This window comes from Anabaena cylindrica UHCC 0172, assembly GCF_034931625.1.
In the GTDB taxonomy this organism is placed as follows: Bacteria; Cyanobacteriota; Cyanobacteriia; order Cyanobacteriales; family Nostocaceae; genus Anabaena; species Anabaena cylindrica_A.
In genome coordinates, this window is the sequence record NZ_JAYGGY010000038.1 from 1 (window position 1) to 18164 (window position 18164).

Below are 18164 nucleotides of genomic sequence, written 5' to 3' on the forward strand. Positions count from 1 at the left end.
CTTATCTTTTCTCAGTAGTTGTAACTTATATCTCTGTTTTTAGTCTAAACTCCAGATTTAACCCAAGTGCGGAAAGTACGAGTTGCGGCAATTTGTCCAATCTTTTTACTTTCTTCGATAAATCGGGGAATTTCTTTAACTGGGATAGGTGCAAATGTAGGGCTGATTTGAATTTCTGAATATTGCTCGTTTGTAAGAGTGTAAATTCTTAATGTAGTTCCATTAAAACGCCAAAATTCAGGAATTCCCATTGCCGCATAAAGCTTTAATTTATCTATTTTCGGTCGGGAGTATTCTACTTCTAATACTAAGTCTGGTGGTGGATCAAATGCTAAATCAATATTCTCTTTTTCTCTAACTAATAACTCATTTTGGATGTAATAACTACTGTCTGGTTCTGCACCATATTCTAAATCATCTCTTGTTAATGTTAGTGAAACAACTCGGTTGACTTCTAATCCCAACTCCTCACACAATACCCCAACAAAAACCTCAATTAGTCGATTTGAGTTTTCATGAGGTTTTTGTGGAGTCATTATTTCTATTTTTCCATGATCATAAGTAATTCTATTTGTGCGGTTTGAACCCATCTCAGCCAGCATTGTTTTAAATGTTTGCCAGGTGATATTTTCAAGTAAAACTCTGGTTTCTGCGGGTATTGCTGTCGTTACCATAGTTTATTTTTCTACGGGTGATATATGTAAAGATAACAAAATTTTTCTTCAACCTTTCATAAATTAAATATCAAGGCATTAGAATAACATTCCTAGTTTGGTTTATTTGACAGTATATGACATATGTACTAAAATATTTTTACTTATAAAATGTGATTATCTAAGTAGAATAAATTAGTTATGAACAATAGAATTTTTTTGAATGCTGAGTTTTTAGAAAAAAGAATTGAGACTTTTTATGGATATGGTAATTATAAAGGGAATTATTGGTTTATTGGTATGGAAGAAGCAGGAGATGGCAGCTTTAAAGATACAGATGAAAGAATCAATTTATGGGTAGAAAGAGGACAAGAGGAAATAGAAGATGTTGCCGAATATCACATAGCTATGGGGTGTTGGGACAAGAAAATACAACCCACATGGAAGGGATTAATTCGTATTGTATTAAGTGCCAAAGGGAAAGAGAATATTACTCCCGACGATGTTCGTGAATACCAATTTAACGAATTAGGTAGAAAAGATAAAGAAACTTGTTTATTAGAATTATTACCTTTGCCCTCACCATCTATTAATCATTGGCTATATAGTGAACATTCTGATCTCACTAAGCTTCCTTTTTTATCTGATAGAGACACCTATAAAAAGCATTGTATTGAAAAACGAATAGATAATATTAGTCAGAGAATCAAAGCATATCAACCTAAAGCTGTTATTCTCTACGGTATGGGATATGAATATTATTGGAGACAAATAGCAGATGTTGAGTTTACAAAAATTGATTATTCAAAAAAAGAATATTTTTTTATTGGTAGAAATAATCAGACTGTATTTATAATAGCTAAACATTCTGTGGCTTTTGGTACAACCAATGATTACTTTCATTATATCGGTAAATCAATTACTGCTAAACTAGCGGAAAAATCATTCTACCCTTGAGCTTGAATTTGCCTAACTACCGTCAAAGCTGAATAACTCACTCCCGCAGTTCCTTCACCTGGATGAGTTGAATCACCAACTAACCATAAATTATTAATAGGAGTACGATTGGCAAAACCAAATGGTCCAAAAGTAGGAATTCGTTGACCAATACCACCAACAATACCGCTTTCTCTTCCAGTAAAATGAGCAAAAGTTTTAGGTGTGGCAGCTTCTATATGAATGATAGTTTCTGGCTTGAGATAAAAATATTCAGAAAGTTTAGAAATTGCATCTTGGGTAAATTTTTGTTTTAACCCTTCATAATCTTGAGTTTCCCACCAGGGAGTAAAATCAACAAAAGAAGAAGCTATAATTGTGGCTTTTCCTTGCGGTGCGCGTCCATCTCCCTGATGACTTACAGATACAAATAAGGAATTATTTTCGCCAATAGGTTTATTTGTATCATATAAAAATTGTAAATGAGGTGGACAATTTAGAGGAATCGCACTTTTGTCTACACCCAAATAAACTACAAATGCACCAGAAGCTGGGGGGAGTTTGGCTACTCTTTGTTTATATCCAGATGGAGCATTTTCTCCTAATAACTCTACTAAATTCTGGACTGTGACGTTAGCAACTACATGATCTGCTGATTCTGTCCAAGTTTCCCCAGTTTTCTGGTTTTTAATAACTACAGCGTTAGCTTTGCCATTTTCAACATTGATTTTTTCGACAGTGTGGCGCATTAATAACTTACCACCGTCTCGTTCTAAGGCAAATAGTAAGCGATCGCTCAAAACCTGCATACTACCCTGGAGGTGAAACAATCCCTGGGGTAGTTGGGAAACACTCAAAGCTGTTGCAGCATAAAGCAAAGCAGTTTCCTCCGCGCTAACCTGAGAATACAATTTGAGTTGTAAATCCAAAAATGTCCTCAGTCGGTAATCATTCCCCAAACCAAATAACCGTAAAGCATCCCCCACAGTCAACAACGTGAAAGGCGCAGTAATACAAGTACTCGGACGCACCGCTTGGATTAATTGTCCTAAATCCCATAAATTACGCGGGGGTAAAACAGGATCACGTCCTTGAAATTCCCAACTAGCATTAAATAAAGTTGCTAATAACTGCCAAAAAGCTTCACTCCCAGGAAATTGCTTTTGGCGTTCTTCCTGCCATTTTTGAGAATCACGCCAGACATTAATCGGTGTAGACTCCCCAGGTAGATAAACAGCACAAGCAGGGTCACAAGGCGTTGCTTCTGGTAACTCAATTCCCAATTCTGAGAAAATGCGGTGATGAATCCCCCCAGGTTCTAACCCTGCGACTTGAGTTGCACCCACATCAAAGGTAAAGCCTTGACGTTTAAAAGTAGAAGCACAACCACCAGGAACTAAAGCCTGGTCGAAAATTAAGACGCTGTAACCTCTATGTGCTAATAATGCGCCGGCAGTAAGTCCACCTATACCTGCACCGATAACGATGACGCGGGATTTATTTTTGTTAAGGGAAAGACTAAGCATTGATACTTAATTTTATAATTCTTAATATTACTACTCATAATTTTAAATTAAATTGGGCGTGGAAAAGGAGAAAGTGAGGAAAATCAGGGGAAACGCTATATTTGTACTTATGTTTGGTTATACAGTATTGGTACTGTCAAAAAATACATAGGTTTATGAGCAAAGATTTTGAAATTCAAGAATTTGCGATCGCTATTACCGCCAAAAATCTTAATCCCACCGTTCTCACCCCCGACTTTCTGAAATACACAGGCATTATTCCCTCCGATTGGGAGTTGGCAAAACAACCAGTTTATGCAAATGGTGTAGTCCAGCTTTTTTTTAACAGTGGTTTAGGAATCATTGCCCAACCTAATAGTGTGAGCATATTAGAGAGCATAATTACAAAACCAATCGCGGAAATACAAGTACCAAAAATTACTCAAAATCTAGTAGAAAAACTATCTCAAGTAGAGTATCAGCGAGTAGGAATTAACCCCAGAGGATTTGTCACTTTTAACTCAGATGCCGATGCCTATGAATACATATGCGGTAAACTTTTATCACCCGGTTCATGGCAAGAGTTTGGAGGAGGAAAAGTAAATGCTGCTTTACAGTTAACTTATCCTGTGAAACGAGGAACACTAAACTTAGGAATTAATCAAGTAAATGTCCAATTTCCTGATAAACAAGCCTCAGCAATCTTATTTTCAGGTAACTTTAATTATCCCTTGTTAGGAAATGTTCCCGCAGAAAAACTGCAAGACTTGCAAAATATAATTCAGAATTGGCAAGATTCATTAAAGACTTTCCAACAATTATTGGCAGAAAAATTCTTACCCTCATCTGAAGCACCAAGAAGTATTTCTGTGTTTCCACCAATGGCAAAAAGTTGATCACAATGTAGAAGTGTAATTTTTGTGGGGTAGGCATCTTTGGACTAAGCCAGAAGTTTTGCCTACCCGACATAAACTAAGAGTCAATAAACAATAAACAATTTTATATGAAATGTTTAGTCGTTATATTTTATTCAATAAAATAATCATCAACATTAAGCTGTGTGTCACACTAAATATCTCTTGTAGGGTGCGTCAGATGCCGCAAATCTTTTGATTGTTACGGAATTTTGGAGTCTGATGCACCTTAAGAAGCAAGCCAGTTTCGTAAAATTTAAGTCTTTAATGTAGTTCATAGAAAGAATCTTTGTCTAAATGCTTCACATATTTTTCAATAAGTTTTTGAAGAGTATCTGGAGATCCTATCTCTATCCAATCATCTATTGAACCTAAAAAACAAAATCTTTCAGTTTGAAATATTCGCTTATTTTCATCACAAAGAACAAATCGCAGCATTGATGAATAAGATATGGAGCGAGCAATATTACCTTGTATATCTGTAGATTTGGTTAATGAAAAAGACGAGTATAGTTCTGATAGACGAGTTACATTTTGGTCGGGAGTATAAATATAAAGTGTGTTTTTCTTTACGTTTATTTGATAATACTGCAAGTTTGAGAATTTCTTCATTCCTGCCTCTACAGTGGCAATTTCGTAATCAGTAATAAGTTTAGGTTGGATTCTTTGTAAGAAAATCTGTGCGTTAGGATTTTCATATATTTCAAAGCCATCTGGTATGCTTGTAACCAGAGTACCTTCATTTTTCATAGAAAAGAAATATTTTGGTTTCCCTGTTTTAGTAGTACCTTGATGGAGATAATATTTCTTACCTTTTCTATTAATATGTTCTACAGCCATTTAATTGCACCTCTAGATATTTTTTGTTGAGCAAGATATCCTCGAAATTCCAATGACCTAATTGAACGGTCAGTACTTTATTTTTGTATCCTATATATTACCGTACTTTACGTTTAAAATATTCAATTTCAATAGATAGATTATTTTTATAACTAGAATAATATCATCAAACTGATTATTATATTTAGTCTAAATTTCCTCAAAATGTTCAACAGTGGGAAATGGTTCATAAAAATGATGGAGAAGTTTCTTCCATTCTTGATACTCAACAGAACCTCTAAATCCCACAGTATGAGCTTCTAAATTTTCCCATTTAACAAGTAATAAATATTTGCCCTTGACTTCTATACACTTATGAAGTTCATGGGATAAGTATCCAGACATTGATGAAATAAGAAGGGAAGCTTTTTTGAAATTAGATTCAAAATCAGACTCCATTCCCGATTTAACATTAAGCATTACAGCTTCAAGAATCATAAAATTAACTGTTAATAATTAAATATATTGTTTAAGGATATATACTATTGCAGCACAAAACTCTTCATTTTGACCATTTCCATCAGATTGACTAAAGCGTTGAAGTAGGATTTCTCTCTCATTATCTGTCAAATCTTCTAAACCTTCTAAAATTGCTTCTATTGCTCCAATACGCATTTTTTTCAATTTATCAATATTGAGATCAAGTTTATCAATAGTTGTTTGAGCAGCAAGTGCTTTTTCTGGGTTTTCTGTTGATAAAATTTGTCCATCTTCTGTATATCTAAAAAACTCACCACAGTTAATATCTAATGGTGAAACCATTAATTTTTTATCATACCATTTATCTTTTTTCTTACCACAATGTAAAGGTTCTTTGGGTACAGTATCTTTTTGGCATGATGCAAGTAAATTTGTGTAATCTAGAGATAATTGAGGATAAGTTGTTCTTGGTTGCAAATGTTCAATATGGCTACTATCAATAGTAATTAACCTACCACAGTAACAGCAAATACAACCTTGTTCTTGTAACAAGGAATTATGCACATCCGTTTTATGAGGTTTACTAAAATTATTCCAGCTTGGTTTCCAGTCATCATTTTCTAACTCTTTCCAAGCAGTAAAGCTTTCTGGTTCCTCACTTTTATTGATATATTTCACCGTTTCAAAATCTCTTTTCTTTTAATAGATACACGAGCTTTTACTAATTCTGGCTCACTTTCTCCCATGATATCAGCAATTTGTTGAGATAATTGTCTAGCACCATCCAGATTTCCCTCCTCAATTAATTGAAATAACTGATGTAAACTATCTTGAAATTCTTGTGGACGTTTGGGAACACCCATTAAATCTTCTAGAATTTGATTACTATCTCTACCATAAGAACTTTCAGGACGCACAGCGATAACACCATTATCTGTTTTTTTTAAAATATAAATTCCTTCAGGTTTTACTTCACTAATTACCTGGGGTGAATGAGTAGTAACAATAAATTGACAATTTGGAAATGTTCTAGTTAAAGCAGGAATAATTTCTCTTTGCCATTTGGGGTGTAAATGTAGTTCAATTTCATCAATTAAAACAACACCATAACCTTGAAGTGGATCTTCTAAACCTGGGTTAGCAATTGCTAAACGTCTGGCTAAATCTCCCACCATTGCTAATAAGCATTTTTCACCATCAGATAATTGATTAATTATGAGTTCTTCACCATTTTTTTGTAAAGTCATTCTGAGAGTTGGAGAACGACGTACACGCAAATTAGAAAATTCGGTAATTAATGAAGATATAGCTCTTTTAACAGATTCTAATTGCTTATCTCGATAGTCACGATTATCTCGCAACATTTCGCTTTCTAAATCCTCGACAGACCTAAACCATTGAAAAAATCTCTCAAAACTTATTTTGACACCATTTAGTGATTGATCATAAGCATCTATTTGTTTAAATAAACTAATATCAATAATTTCTAAATCAATATCAACAACCGAGCGTTTGACCGAGTAATAAATTACTAGAGGTAAGTTGAATTGAGGATTTTCTACCCATTGTAGATAAAGATTTTCTGTAAAAGTATTTAATTGCTTATATTTACTATCTTCACTACCACTAATTTTATTTTTTTTAATAGACCAGTTTAATAATTTTGATTCCAATAAAATTCCAATCTCTTGGTATGTCTCATTACTTCCATTCTGAATATCCTGTTCGCCAAAAGAACGAAGTTTAATATCAGGGTTTCCAGGAATAGCTCGTGCATTTTCTCTGGGTTCTATATGTGTAGAAGGGATAAAAGGGAAAGGGATACCGAATCCACCTATTTCAGGACTAATAATCCGCATCATCATCTGTGACAACAAAATAGCAAGACAATCAAGAATACTCGATTTACCCACACCATTAATACCAACAAGCACCGTTGGCTCTTTTTCATCAAAATCCAACGTCAAATCGCCAATACCGCGAAAAGATTGCATTTTAAGCTGCTTGACTCTCATAAATTTAACCCAATTAATTTACTAAACACTTCTCAATCATTCCCCTTTCCAAACTCTTCTTACTCTCTGCGCCTCTGCGTGAAAAAATAACCTCTCATAGCGCAGTAAACAAACAGAAAAACCCTCTGTGAACCTCTGCGCTAACCTCCGCGTACCTCTGCGTTTAAACACTCCTCAACTTAATCACACCCTGATCAAAAATACGATTATCAACACCAATACCACTCACCTCAATTCTATCTGCATATACATCATAAGCCGCAAAACTCAAATTACTAGTCGAATATTCAGTCCACTCAGAACGACCAACAGGACGATTACCCGCACCCGCACCACAAATTAAATAAGTCGTGCCATTAATAGAACTAGTGCGTTCATAATTGTGTTCATGACCATTGATATAAAGTTGAACATTATATTTTTGAAACAGAGGAGTAAAAGTTTTAATAAACTTTGAATTACTCCCATACTGACCAGATGAATAAATTGGATGATGACCAAATACAACCTTCCAATCAGCTTTACTTAAACTCAATTCTTTCTCTAACCAAACTAGCTGATTTTTCCAATCAGCATTACCATTAGTATCTAAAGCAAAAAACTGAATTTTATCTTGACCAAACGTATAATAACGTCCCTTCATATTAAAGCCAGCATATTTGATTTGGGGAACACCATTATCAGTACGGATATCGTGATTACCTAAACAAGCATGAAACTTTACACCTTTTTGAAGCAAAGGTTGATAAGGACGCTCAAAAACTGCATTTATTTTCTCAATTTCGCCGTTGTTATAAATGTTATCGCCAGCCAAAACTACTAAATTGTATGGATTTTTTTGGTGATAAAAATTCATTGCTTTAGCTACAGAATACTGACCTCTAGCACCAGTTCCTGTGTCAGCTACAGATACAAAACGCAATAACAAGTCTTTTTTGGCTGGGTTAGCGGCTATAGCTGGTTCTAAAAGTGAATTTTCAGCATTTTGACCAAATAATTTCCAACCTAGAAATCCTGTAGCAATGGTGCTAAGACTACTTAAAAATAAAAATTGACGACGGTTGAGTTTCATAAATCACTAAATTCAATAAATGGCACAATAGACAGAAATAGTCAAAATCTATTTTCTGTGTCTTTGATTCTTTAATCTGGGTAAAAGTTCCATGTCACAAGATAAGCAACCAAAACCAAGAGGTGAGCGAGAAATTCAACCTTCTCAAAAACCTTATCAGAAAAACCAGCCAATTTGGAAGGTGACAATTATCCAATTTCTGAGAGGAACAATTGGGATTTTAGAAAACACATTAGTTAAACTAGAGACAGAACAGCCTTCTAGTACTGAGATAAAGCCTAATATCTTACAACGGGTTTTGTCGAGTTGGGATGGATTTTTAAGAACATTCCGCTTGTTTTTACCATCAAATGTTTCTAACAATGTATCAGATACAGTTCTGACGGGAATTTTTGCGGTAATAACTGTGGGGATAGTTTTGACAACTTCTTTAACTATTTTGAGTTCTAAACCTACTAAAATAGCAACACTTCCTCCGGTTGAGGAAGTCCCCATACCCACATCAACTGTAACTGAACCTGAACCAACTCCAACACAGAAACCTGAAATAATTCCAGAACCAATACAAGAAGCTAAACCGACACCAACACAAGTTATAGAACCTGAACCGCAACCAACAAAAGAACCTGAACCAAAACAAGTTATAAAACCTGAACCGCAACCAACAAAAGAATCTGAACCGACACCAGTTATAGAATTAACACCTGAACAAGCTTTAATTGTAGCTATTGAAAATCAATTAGCAGAAATTAGTATTCCTATAAAAAATACTCAATCTGAAATAGCTTCTTCTAAACTGATAAAGTCTATTCAAGCTAATTTCCGTACCAGTGATTTGACTATCAAAATTAGTGATGATTGGTATACATTAGAAGTATCTCAACAGAATCAATTAGCAGCGGATATCTTCCAGCGTTCTCAAGAACTAGATTTCAGTCATTTAGAAATTATTGATTCGCAGGATAGGCTAGTAGCGCGTAGTCCAGTTGTTGGTAATGAAATGGTGATTTTTAAACGCAAAAATTTAATATCTTCGGAATCAAAATTATCGGAGAAACTTTAAACTTTGTTGGGTTTCACTATGTTACTTTGTGGAATTTGGGATACAAACATAATAAATTTTAGTTAAGTAACAGCGAAACCTAAGAAGCTCGGCAAAATGTTGGGTTTCCTTGCGTCAACCCAACCTACAAGATGTTCACTATAATGCTGATTTGTAGGCTTTCACTAATAAATCAATTCCAGTAATTGCACCACCAACTACTACAGCATTAGCACCTAAATCTAAAGCTTTCTTTGCCATTTCTGGTGAAGAAATACCGCCTTCACAAATTATAAAAGTATCTAAATTTTCTACTATCTGTATGAGTAATTCCCAACCAGGAGGCGCAGAAGTTTTTGTTTCTGCGGTGTAACCAAAAAGAGTAGTTCCGACAATATCTGCACCAGCATCAACAGCGGACTTTGCTGCTGCAAATGTATCTACATCTGCCATGACTGGTTTACCTAATTCTTGATGAATCTTGTTAATAATATCAATTAATTTTTCATCACCGGGGCGATTTCTAGTAGTTGCATCTATGGCAATAATATCCGCACCTGCTTCGGCTACAGCTACAGCATGATGAAACTGTGGTGTAATGTAAACATCAGAACCAGTTATTATTTGTTTCCAAAGTCCAATAATTGGTACTTGCACTTTTTCTCTGACAGATTTAATATGATTTGGCGTATCAATTCTCACGCCAATAGCACCATTATTCACTGCGGCTTGTGCCATTGCAGCTATTACATAAGCATCATGTAATGGTGAATTTATAGGTGCTTGACAGGAGACAATTAAACCTTTATTGAGGGTTGTAATTAAATTATTCATTAGTTTTTTGATATCAAGTGCGGATAATTTGTTCAATTACTAATTACCAACCTAAACAGTAGAAGTGTGGACAAGAACCCCACCCCCAACCCCCTCCCCGCAAGCGAGGAGGGGGCTATGATATACGGGAGTAATTATATAGCATTTCCTAGTCTAATGAAGTACAAAATTATCTGCGTACCCTGCGGGAAGCAAGCTATATCTGCGTCCATCTGCGTTTAATTATTACTGCTTGTACCTCACTTGAATGGGAATTGCTGTAAAGTATATGGTATTAATTGGTATTTGCATGATTTGGTATGCAGACAGTGAAAATTGAACCCATACCTACGGTAGATTCTACTTCAATTCGACCACGATGGAGTTCTACAATTTGTTTAGTTAGAGCTAAACCGACTCCTGTACCTGCGTAGCGACGACGATAGGGTGTGTCAAGTTGCTGAAACTTCTCAAATAGTAGTGGTAATTTTTCTTCAGGGATGCCGATACCAGTATCTTCTACTTGAAAGATGGCTGTATTTTCTTCTACCCACAGACGGAGGGTGACGCTACCGCCTTCTGGGGTGAATTTGATGGCATTAGTTAATAGATTCCAGAGAATTTGTTCTATTCTACTAGAATCGGCTGTAAAGCGATCGCGTGCAGGGTTTATTTGCAAGTCTAATTTGAGGGTAATTTTTTCGCTATTTGCCTTTTCCAGTAAGGATTCTATGGTATTTTCCGCTGTCTTCACTAAAGAAAATTCAGCAATATTTAATACCGTTTTACCAGCCTCAATTTGCGATAAATCGAGGATGTCATTAATCATTTCTAATAAATGTTCACCACTATCATGGATAGTTTGTAAATAATTCCGTTGTCGTTGACTCAATTCCCCCAAAGGCCAACGCAACAAAGTAGAAGACATCCCAATCACATAGGTTAACGGTGTAAGTAGCTCATGACTAATTGTCGCCAGAAATTCACTTCGGAGGCGACTTGCAGCTTCAGCGGCTAATAATGCCTCCCGTAGCGCCATTGTGCGTTCAATGACTCGTTGTTCCAAAGTTTGTTTCTCTTTGGTGAGACATCGCATTAACTCTGTTTGATAAATTGCGATCGCTAATTGTTCTGCGATCGATGTTAGCAATTTTTTTTCACTTTGAGTCCATTCATGGGGACTATGACATTGATGAGCAATCAATAGTCCCCAGAGTTTCTCTTCAAACATAATCGGAGCTACAAACTTCGCCCGAATTTGATTCTCTCTAAGAAAATTTAACAAACACTCTTCTAAAACATAGGTTTTTTCCACATTATCTACAGCTAAAGTAAAGCCTTGACGATACTTTTCCCAACATTGAGAAGTGTGGGCAATACAACTTTCTTCTTGATAATTCAATACTGAAGAAATAGTACTTTCTCCCAGGGCTTCATGAACTACAGAACCCTGATAATATTGACCATTTTCTTGTAAAGATTGAGAGCTAAGTGAATCTTGAACATCGAATAATGTTTGTTGATTCTTAACCTTAATAGATTCAAATTTATAAATTACTAATCTATCTAATTCCAAAAATTCACGTACTTGTGTAATTACCGTTGTCATAATTACTTGTAAATCTAGGCTTTTACGAATTTGCGTTGTTACCTGATTTAACAGCCGCTCCTGGGCAATTTGTTTTGTGAGAGCATCTTCCACCGCCTGACAAATATAATGTTGAGTAGCATTTGCTGGTTCTGTTAACTCTACTTTTTGCTGCTCAACAAGATAGTCTAATAACAATAGTGTGAATTTACTTTGAAGCGTAGCATTATTAGGGACAATTATTTGCTGATAACCTTCGAGTTTTTGATATATATAAGAATCAAACTCCAGCAAATTTCTTAATTCCGAGACAAATGAGGCGATTACTTCGGAATTAAATGTCAAACTAGTAGTTAGTGCTGAGTTTTGAGTCCTGAGTTCTGAGTCAATTTTTTGCTCATCTGTTACTTTGCTCTCCTCCATTTTTCCCACCAACAGCGCACTAAATTCCTCAGAAACCAGCAGCGTAAACCGTTGTTCTTGCCATTCCACAGGGATGTGAATTCTTACCAGCACAGCTTCTGTTAGTATCAAAGCAGTACTTTCTACAGATTGAACCATCTGCTGCAATAATTCCCCAAGCCGATTAAATAAACTCAAAGGCAAGGTGCGAGAAAAGCTCAAATCGGGAGAACTAAGCATTTTCAAAAATCTAGTGAGATGGGCTAATGGGTAAAGGTAATTGAAAATCCTGTTCCCTAGTTTTTGTGATTATTTACTAACCAACATTTTAAAGCGGTAAAACAGGATTATGCATCGTATAAGTGCCACATCAGGTGGATGGAATCAGTCAGAAGGTTTAATTTTTCTAGAACAAACTCCGGCTCCTTTAGTGTTGATTACTGCGGCTGATACCGACATTCAAACCTTAGCCGCAGCAGTTCCAAAATTACCTGCACAATTTCCAGCCTTCAGAGTCGCCAGCCTCTTGCAATTACAGCAACAAATAAGTATAGATACTTATGGTGAACAAGTATTAGAACTTGCCCAAGTAATTGTTTTGCGTCTATTAGGAGGGCGTTCCTATTGGTCTTATGGCTTAGAAGTAGTGCAGGAGATTGCACAACGTCAAGGTACAACTTTAATTGTAATGCCGGGAGACGACGCTCTTGATCCCGATTTACTCTCTCACTCTACCGTTTCCTTGGATATTGTTAACCAAATATGGCAGTATTTTAAGGAAGGTGGTGTAGAAAACTTCGTTAATGCCCTCCAATTTATCGCTGATACGTCTCTCTCCACAGCGTTTAATCCCCCACCACCGCAGTCTGTCCCTCGTGTGGGAATTTATGAGGGATTGGGGATTGGGGACTGGGGACTGGGGACTGGGGAAGAGTTTTCCCAATTACCCATTACCAATTACCCATTACCCAAAGTAGGTATTTTGTTTTACCGCGCTCATTATTTGGCAGGAAATACTAAGGTTATTGATGCTTTGTGTGCAGCTTTGATAGAGAAAAATTTACAACCTGTACCAGTTTTTGTTTCTTCTTTACGTGAACCTGGTGTGAGTGAGCAGTTGTATGAGTTTTTGCAACCAAAAGACTCTGAGCATATTGACCTGTTACTGAATACTACTAGTTTTTCTCTAGCGCGATTGGAAACAGAAACACCGCAAATTGAACTTTGGGAAAAATTAGATGTACCCGTTTTGCAGGTAATTCTCTGTGCTAGTTCCGTTGAACAGTGGGAGTCACAGTTACAAGGTTTGACACCCCGTGATATTGCCATGAATGTAGCATTACCAGAGGTGGACGGCAGAATTATTAGTCGGGCTGTGTCTTTTAAAAGTTTGCAAACTCGCAATCATGACTTAGAAACAGATGTGGTAGTTTATGAACCTCAGAGCGATCGCATTGAGTTTGTTGTGCAGCTGGCAGCTAATTGGGTAAGATTACGCCAAAAAACACCTCAAGAACGCCGCATAGCTATGATTTTAGCAAATTACCCCAACACAAACGGCCGCCTTGCTAATGGCGTAGGACTGGACACTCCTGCTAGTTGTGTGGAAATTCTCAAAGCTTTACAGTTGGCTGGGTATGAGGTGGGAAATATCCCTGTTGATGGTGATGAATTAATTCAATTGCTCACATCTGGCGTTACCAATGATCCAGAAGGAAAAGACTGGAAACCAGTACAGCAAAGTCTTGCAGCCGAAGAATATCAAGCGTATTTTGCAACTTTGCCAGAAAATGTACAACAAGAAATGATTGCACGTTGGGGAGAACCAATTTTCGATTCAATCCAAAATTGGGCAATTCCTGGGATTCAATTTGGTAATGTTTTTGTAGGTATTCAGCCTTCAAGGGGTTATGATCTTGACCCTAGTTTGAATTATCATGCGCCGGATTTAGAACCAACTCACGCTTATTTAGCTTTTTATTATTGGGTGCGAGAAAAAAATTCTCGTTGTTTTGGGGCTGATGCGATCGCTCATGTGGGCAAACATGGCAATCTAGAATGGCTACCTGGTAAAAGTGTGGCTTTATCTAATACTTGTTACCCAGAAATTGCTTTTGGGGCAATGCCTCACCTCTACCCCTTTATTGTCAATGATCCTGGTGAAGGTTCCCAAGCTAAACGACGCGCCCAAGCGGTAATTATTGACCATTTGACACCGCCCATGACTCGCGCTGAATTATATGGACCCTTGCAACAGGTAGAAAATTTAATTGATGAATATTACGAAGCCGAAAGTTTAGATCCCTCAAGAATACCTGTAATCCGCGATCGCATTCAAGAACTAGTTATCAAAGAAAATCTCTACAAAGACTTAGGAATTACCGACGAAAAAGATATCGTCAACTTTGAAACCCTAATTTTAAATTCCCTAGATGGCTATTTGTGTGAATTAAAAGAAGCCCAAATCCGCGACGGACTCCATATTTTCGGTCAATGTCCCCAAAATAGACAACTACGAGACTTAATTATAGCGATCGCACGTCTCCCCAACCGCCATTCCATCGGCATCACCCGCGCCATAGCCGAAGAATGGGGCTTAGACATAGATCCCCTCACGGATGACTTCAGCACCCCCTTCATCCCTCCCACAACTCACTTTGCGCCTCTGCGCCTTTGCGTGAGACTTAACTCTTCCCACATCATCGGCGACGTAGTAGAACTCCTAGAAGAAGAAGCCGCCTTTCTAGTAGAACAAATTATAAATCCCCAGTCCCCAGTCCCCCGTCCCCAGTCCCCAGTTCTCGATTGGATACGCCTCAAACTCCTCCCTGCACTCCAAAAAACCACCGAAGAAATCACCAACCTATTGCGCGGATTTGATGGAAAATACATTCCCAGTGCAGCTTCTGGCGCACCCACACGCGGCCGTCCAGAAGTTCTCCCCACAGGTAAAAACTTTTACGCCGTTGATATTCGCGCCATACCCACAGAAACTGCTTGGGATATCGGCAGAAAAGCCGCTGAAACCCTAATTGAAACCTACACTCAAGAACATGGTGAATATCCCAAAACACTTGGTCTATCATTATGGGGAACTGCGACCATGCGGACTGGTGGTGATGATATGGCTGAAGCGTTGGCTTTACTCGGTGTTCAACCTGTTTGGGATGGTGCAGCTAGAAGAGTAGTAGATTTTGAAATCTTGCCTTTATCTATTTTGGGTCGTCCTCGCGTGGATGTCACCTTAAGGATTTCAGGATTTTTCCGGGATGCTTTTCCCAATTTAATAGATTTATTTTCCCAAGCAGTCGCCGCAGTCGCTAGATTAGATGAACCAGCCGCAGAAAACCCCCTAGCCGTTGCAGTTCGTGAAGATACTGACTTATGGACTAGAGAAGGTTTAAGTTTAGAAATAGCACAAGAGCGATCGCTTTATCGTGTTTTCGGTTCTAAACCAGGTGCTTACGGTGCAGGACTTCAAGGCTTAATTGCCTCCCAAAATTGGCAAGATGACAAAGACTTAGCCCGCGCTTACATGAACTGGAGTTCTTACGCTTATGGAGAACAGGGAACAGGAGAGCAAGGGTGCAGGGTGCAGGGAGCAGAGGGAGAAATATCAATTTCCCAATCCCCAATCCCCAATTCCGAAGCATTTGAGCAACGCTTGAAGCAAATGCAAATTGTGCTGCACAATCAAGATAATCGAGAACATGATTTGCTCGATTCCGATGATTATTATCAATTTCAGGGTGGTTTGACAGCTGCGGTGCGTTCTCTTCAGGGTAAAAATCCCGAAACCTATTTTGGTGATAATTCCACTCCTAGTCAGCCAAAAGTCCGCCAACTGAAAACAGAAATTGCACGAGTATATCGTTCTCGTGTAATTAATCCCAAATGGATTGCCGGAGTCATGCGTCACGGTTACAAAGGTGCATTTGAAATGGCCGCGACGGTAGATTTTTTATTCGCCTATGATGCTACAGCCCAATGTGTTGAAGATTATATGTATCAGGGTGTTGCACAGGCATATTTAGAAGATCCAGTTGTCTGTGAATTCATTCAAGACAAGAACCCGTGGGCGTTGCGTGATATTTCAGAACGACTACTAGAAGCCCATCAGCGCGGTTTATGGCAGGATGTGAATATACAGACTTTAGATAATTTACGAAATTTAGTACATCAAGCGGAAGCAGCTATCGAAGAAAAATAACTGGTGTAGGAAACATATATTATGGAAAATCTTGCGTATTTACACTCGGCTTTTGCCTACGAAGATAGCGAATCTAGTCAACTAGTTCCTTTTTTATTCAACAAAACCGCAGCACCAAACTGGAAAAGGCTTTCTGGTCAAGCTTGGAAGTATATGCTTCCTCTCATCTTAATGCTGTCTATTCTCGGTTCTGTCAACAGCGTTTTCGCATTACAAAAAGGTGATCAAGATGCTTCTGCTAACAATCTAAAACAACAGTTGACAACAGCAGATTTTCACCAAACTAAAATCACACAAATATATGCAGTTCCCACAGAAAATACTGACTGGCAGTTTCAACACGCTGCCAATGTCACAGTTAATGACATAATCGAAATTGACACTTCACAAAACCTAGAAACTGGGAGAAAACCACCTGCAAGTAACTCTGTAACTACTGCAACGGCAACAACTACCAAAATCCCTATCATTTATTCGGTAACTCATAAACGCCAAAATCCTCATTTACTTACCAAAGGAGATGAAGGTGAAGATGTCATAATTTTGCAAGAACGCTTGCGAATGGCTGGCTTTTATTATGGGAATGCTACCGGCATATTTGGGCCAATTACCGAAGAAGGTGTAAAAAGATTTCAACAGGCTTATAAATTAAAGGTTGACGGTGTTGTTGGTGCAGCCACATTAGCCAAATTAACACCAATTGATACAGCTAGTGCTGAAGCAACTTCCAAGAAAGCAGTTAATCGGGATCAACTCAGTTTAGGCGATCGCGGTGAAGCTGTCAGAATTCTCCAAGAACATTTAATCAAAGCTGGATATTTACAGGGTCCCCCCAATGGCTACTATGGTTCATATACAGCAGATGCTATCAGTCGCTTTCAAAAAGCTCATCGCCTCGACATGAACAGCATTGCTGACACCACTACCCGAATGAAGTTACATAGCTTGGCCAAAACTTCACCCAAGAGTGATTTTAGTATCTTAGAAATCCAAATGCGACTCCAGGAAAAAGGTTTCTATAAAGGTCAACTCAACGGCATGATGGCAGATGACACCAAAAAAGCAATCAAGCGAGCGCAAGAATTTTATGGTATCAGTTTTCGGGATATCAAAAGCGGAGGCTTTTAAACCATCCGCTCAGATTTTGCAGCCAGATTCCCTCACCAATTGATACCATTCGCTCACAGTAAATTATTGTAGGGTGAATTTGAGTTTCTTGCCTTGTATCCTACCCAGGTGTTAAAGCGGCATTAGCGCCCTTTGGCACTTGGGACAGACAGCATGAATTGTCAGTTGACAGTCAAGGAGGTGAAAACCTTCTTTTTGGGCTGTTTTAGCGCCAATTTTCAAAATTGATTCGTTCTTGAATTCAATCGTAGTGTTGCACTTCACACAAATTAGGTGATGGTGATGATGGGGATAAGGTTGGTTAAGTTCATAATGTTTATGTCCTTCACCCAATTCTAGTTCCCGCAAAATGCCCATTCTCGCCATCAACTTCAAAGTTCGATAGATAGTTGATAGACTGATGCCTTCACCGTCAGTTTCTAACCGATGATAAAGATCCTCAGCGCTTAAATGTTCACCTTGCGGAAGTTCTTGAAAAATGTGTAAAATTATCTCGCGTTGCGGAGTTAAACGCCAGCCTCGGTCGTTTAGTTCTGCCTTGAGTGAACCAGTTGTGTAGACAGTCATACTAAATTTTCTCAACAAAG

At 37.8% G+C, this 18164-nt stretch carries 15 protein-coding genes; 5 read left to right on the plus strand and 10 right to left on the minus strand.

Annotated elements, in window-relative coordinates; genetic code table 11:
• Positions 1 to 44 precede the first annotated feature (44 nt).
• Positions 45 to 674 (minus strand): Uma2 family endonuclease, encoded by a 630-nt coding sequence (locus VB713_RS11215; protein ID WP_323311636.1) that lies wholly within the window; start codon positions 672 to 674, stop codon positions 45 to 47.
• 180 nt (positions 675 to 854) lie between these two features.
• Between VB713_RS11215 and VB713_RS11220 the strand changes: the two genes are divergently transcribed.
• Positions 855 to 1610: a hypothetical protein gene (locus tag VB713_RS11220; RefSeq protein ID WP_323311637.1), complete on the plus strand. Its 756-nt coding sequence runs from the start codon at positions 855 to 857 to the stop codon at positions 1608 to 1610.
• Here the strand turns inward: VB713_RS11220 and crtD are convergent.
• Positions 1601 to 3115 (minus strand): C-3',4' desaturase CrtD, encoded by a 1515-nt coding sequence (gene crtD, locus VB713_RS11225; protein ID WP_323311638.1) that lies wholly within the window; start codon positions 3113 to 3115, stop codon positions 1601 to 1603. The genes VB713_RS11220 and crtD overlap by 10 nt on opposite strands.
• Positions 3116 to 3270: 155 nt before the next feature.
• On the opposite strand from crtD, the gene VB713_RS11230 reads away from it, so the two are divergent.
• A complete protein-coding gene (locus tag VB713_RS11230; RefSeq protein WP_323311639.1) occupies positions 3271 to 3990 on the plus strand; it encodes a hypothetical protein in 720 nt (239 codons plus the stop codon).
• Between the two features lie 282 nt (positions 3991 to 4272).
• Here the strand turns inward: VB713_RS11230 and VB713_RS11235 are convergent, their stop codons facing one another.
• The 5 genes from VB713_RS11235 to VB713_RS11255 form a co-directional block, all read right to left on the minus strand.
• On the minus strand, positions 4273 to 4848 hold the full coding sequence (locus tag VB713_RS11235) for a hypothetical protein (RefSeq protein WP_323311640.1): 576 nt from the start codon (positions 4846 to 4848) through the stop codon (positions 4273 to 4275).
• A gap of 189 nt (positions 4849 to 5037) precedes the next feature.
• Positions 5038 to 5325, minus strand: a complete 288-nt coding sequence (locus VB713_RS11240; RefSeq protein WP_323311641.1) for an antibiotic biosynthesis monooxygenase — start codon at positions 5323 to 5325, stop codon at positions 5038 to 5040.
• An 18-nt stretch (positions 5326 to 5343) separates the two neighbouring features.
• Positions 5344 to 5985: a retron system putative HNH endonuclease gene (locus VB713_RS11245; protein WP_323311642.1), complete on the minus strand. Its 642-nt coding sequence runs from the start codon at positions 5983 to 5985 to the stop codon at positions 5344 to 5346.
• Complete coding sequence (locus VB713_RS11250; protein WP_323311643.1) at positions 5982 to 7322, minus strand: AAA family ATPase; 1341 nt, start codon at positions 7320 to 7322, stop codon at positions 5982 to 5984. Before VB713_RS11250 ends, VB713_RS11245 begins: the two co-directional genes overlap by 4 nt.
• 163 nt (positions 7323 to 7485) lie before the next feature.
• Complete coding sequence (locus VB713_RS11255) at positions 7486 to 8394, minus strand: metallophosphoesterase (RefSeq protein ID WP_323311644.1); 909 nt, start codon at positions 8392 to 8394, stop codon at positions 7486 to 7488.
• A gap of 91 nt (positions 8395 to 8485) precedes the next feature.
• On the opposite strand from VB713_RS11255, the gene VB713_RS11260 reads away from it, so the two are divergent.
• Positions 8486 to 9457: a hypothetical protein gene (locus VB713_RS11260; protein ID WP_323311645.1), complete on the plus strand. Its 972-nt coding sequence runs from the start codon at positions 8486 to 8488 to the stop codon at positions 9455 to 9457.
• A 138-nt stretch (positions 9458 to 9595) separates the two neighbouring features.
• On the opposite strand, the gene VB713_RS11265 is transcribed toward VB713_RS11260, so the two are convergent.
• The gene (locus VB713_RS11265) at positions 9596 to 10270 is read right to left on the minus strand and encodes an N-acetylmannosamine-6-phosphate 2-epimerase (RefSeq protein ID WP_323311646.1); all 675 of its coding nucleotides are present in this window, start codon (positions 10268 to 10270) and stop codon (positions 9596 to 9598) included.
• 274 nt (positions 10271 to 10544) lie between these two features.
• A complete protein-coding gene (locus VB713_RS11270) occupies positions 10545 to 12479 on the minus strand; it encodes a GAF domain-containing sensor histidine kinase (RefSeq protein ID WP_323311647.1) in 1935 nt (644 codons plus the stop codon).
• Between the two features lie 109 nt (positions 12480 to 12588).
• Between VB713_RS11270 and cobN the strand changes: the two genes are divergently transcribed.
• Together cobN and VB713_RS11280 are read left to right on the plus strand one after the other, a co-directional pair.
• Positions 12589 to 16449 carry a cobaltochelatase subunit CobN gene (gene cobN, locus VB713_RS11275; protein ID WP_323311648.1) on the plus strand — a complete coding sequence of 1287 codons (3861 nt, stop codon included), beginning with the start codon at positions 12589 to 12591 and terminating at the stop codon, positions 16447 to 16449.
• Between the two features lie 21 nt (positions 16450 to 16470).
• The gene (locus VB713_RS11280; protein ID WP_323311649.1) at positions 16471 to 17577 is read left to right on the plus strand and encodes a peptidoglycan-binding protein; all 1107 of its coding nucleotides are present in this window, start codon (positions 16471 to 16473) and stop codon (positions 17575 to 17577) included.
• Between the two features lie 111 nt (positions 17578 to 17688).
• Here the strand turns inward: VB713_RS11280 and VB713_RS11285 are convergent, their stop codons facing one another.
• Complete coding sequence (locus VB713_RS11285) at positions 17689 to 18144, minus strand: Fur family transcriptional regulator (protein WP_015214948.1); 456 nt, start codon at positions 18142 to 18144, stop codon at positions 17689 to 17691.
• Between the last annotated feature and the right edge of the window lie 20 nt (positions 18145 to 18164).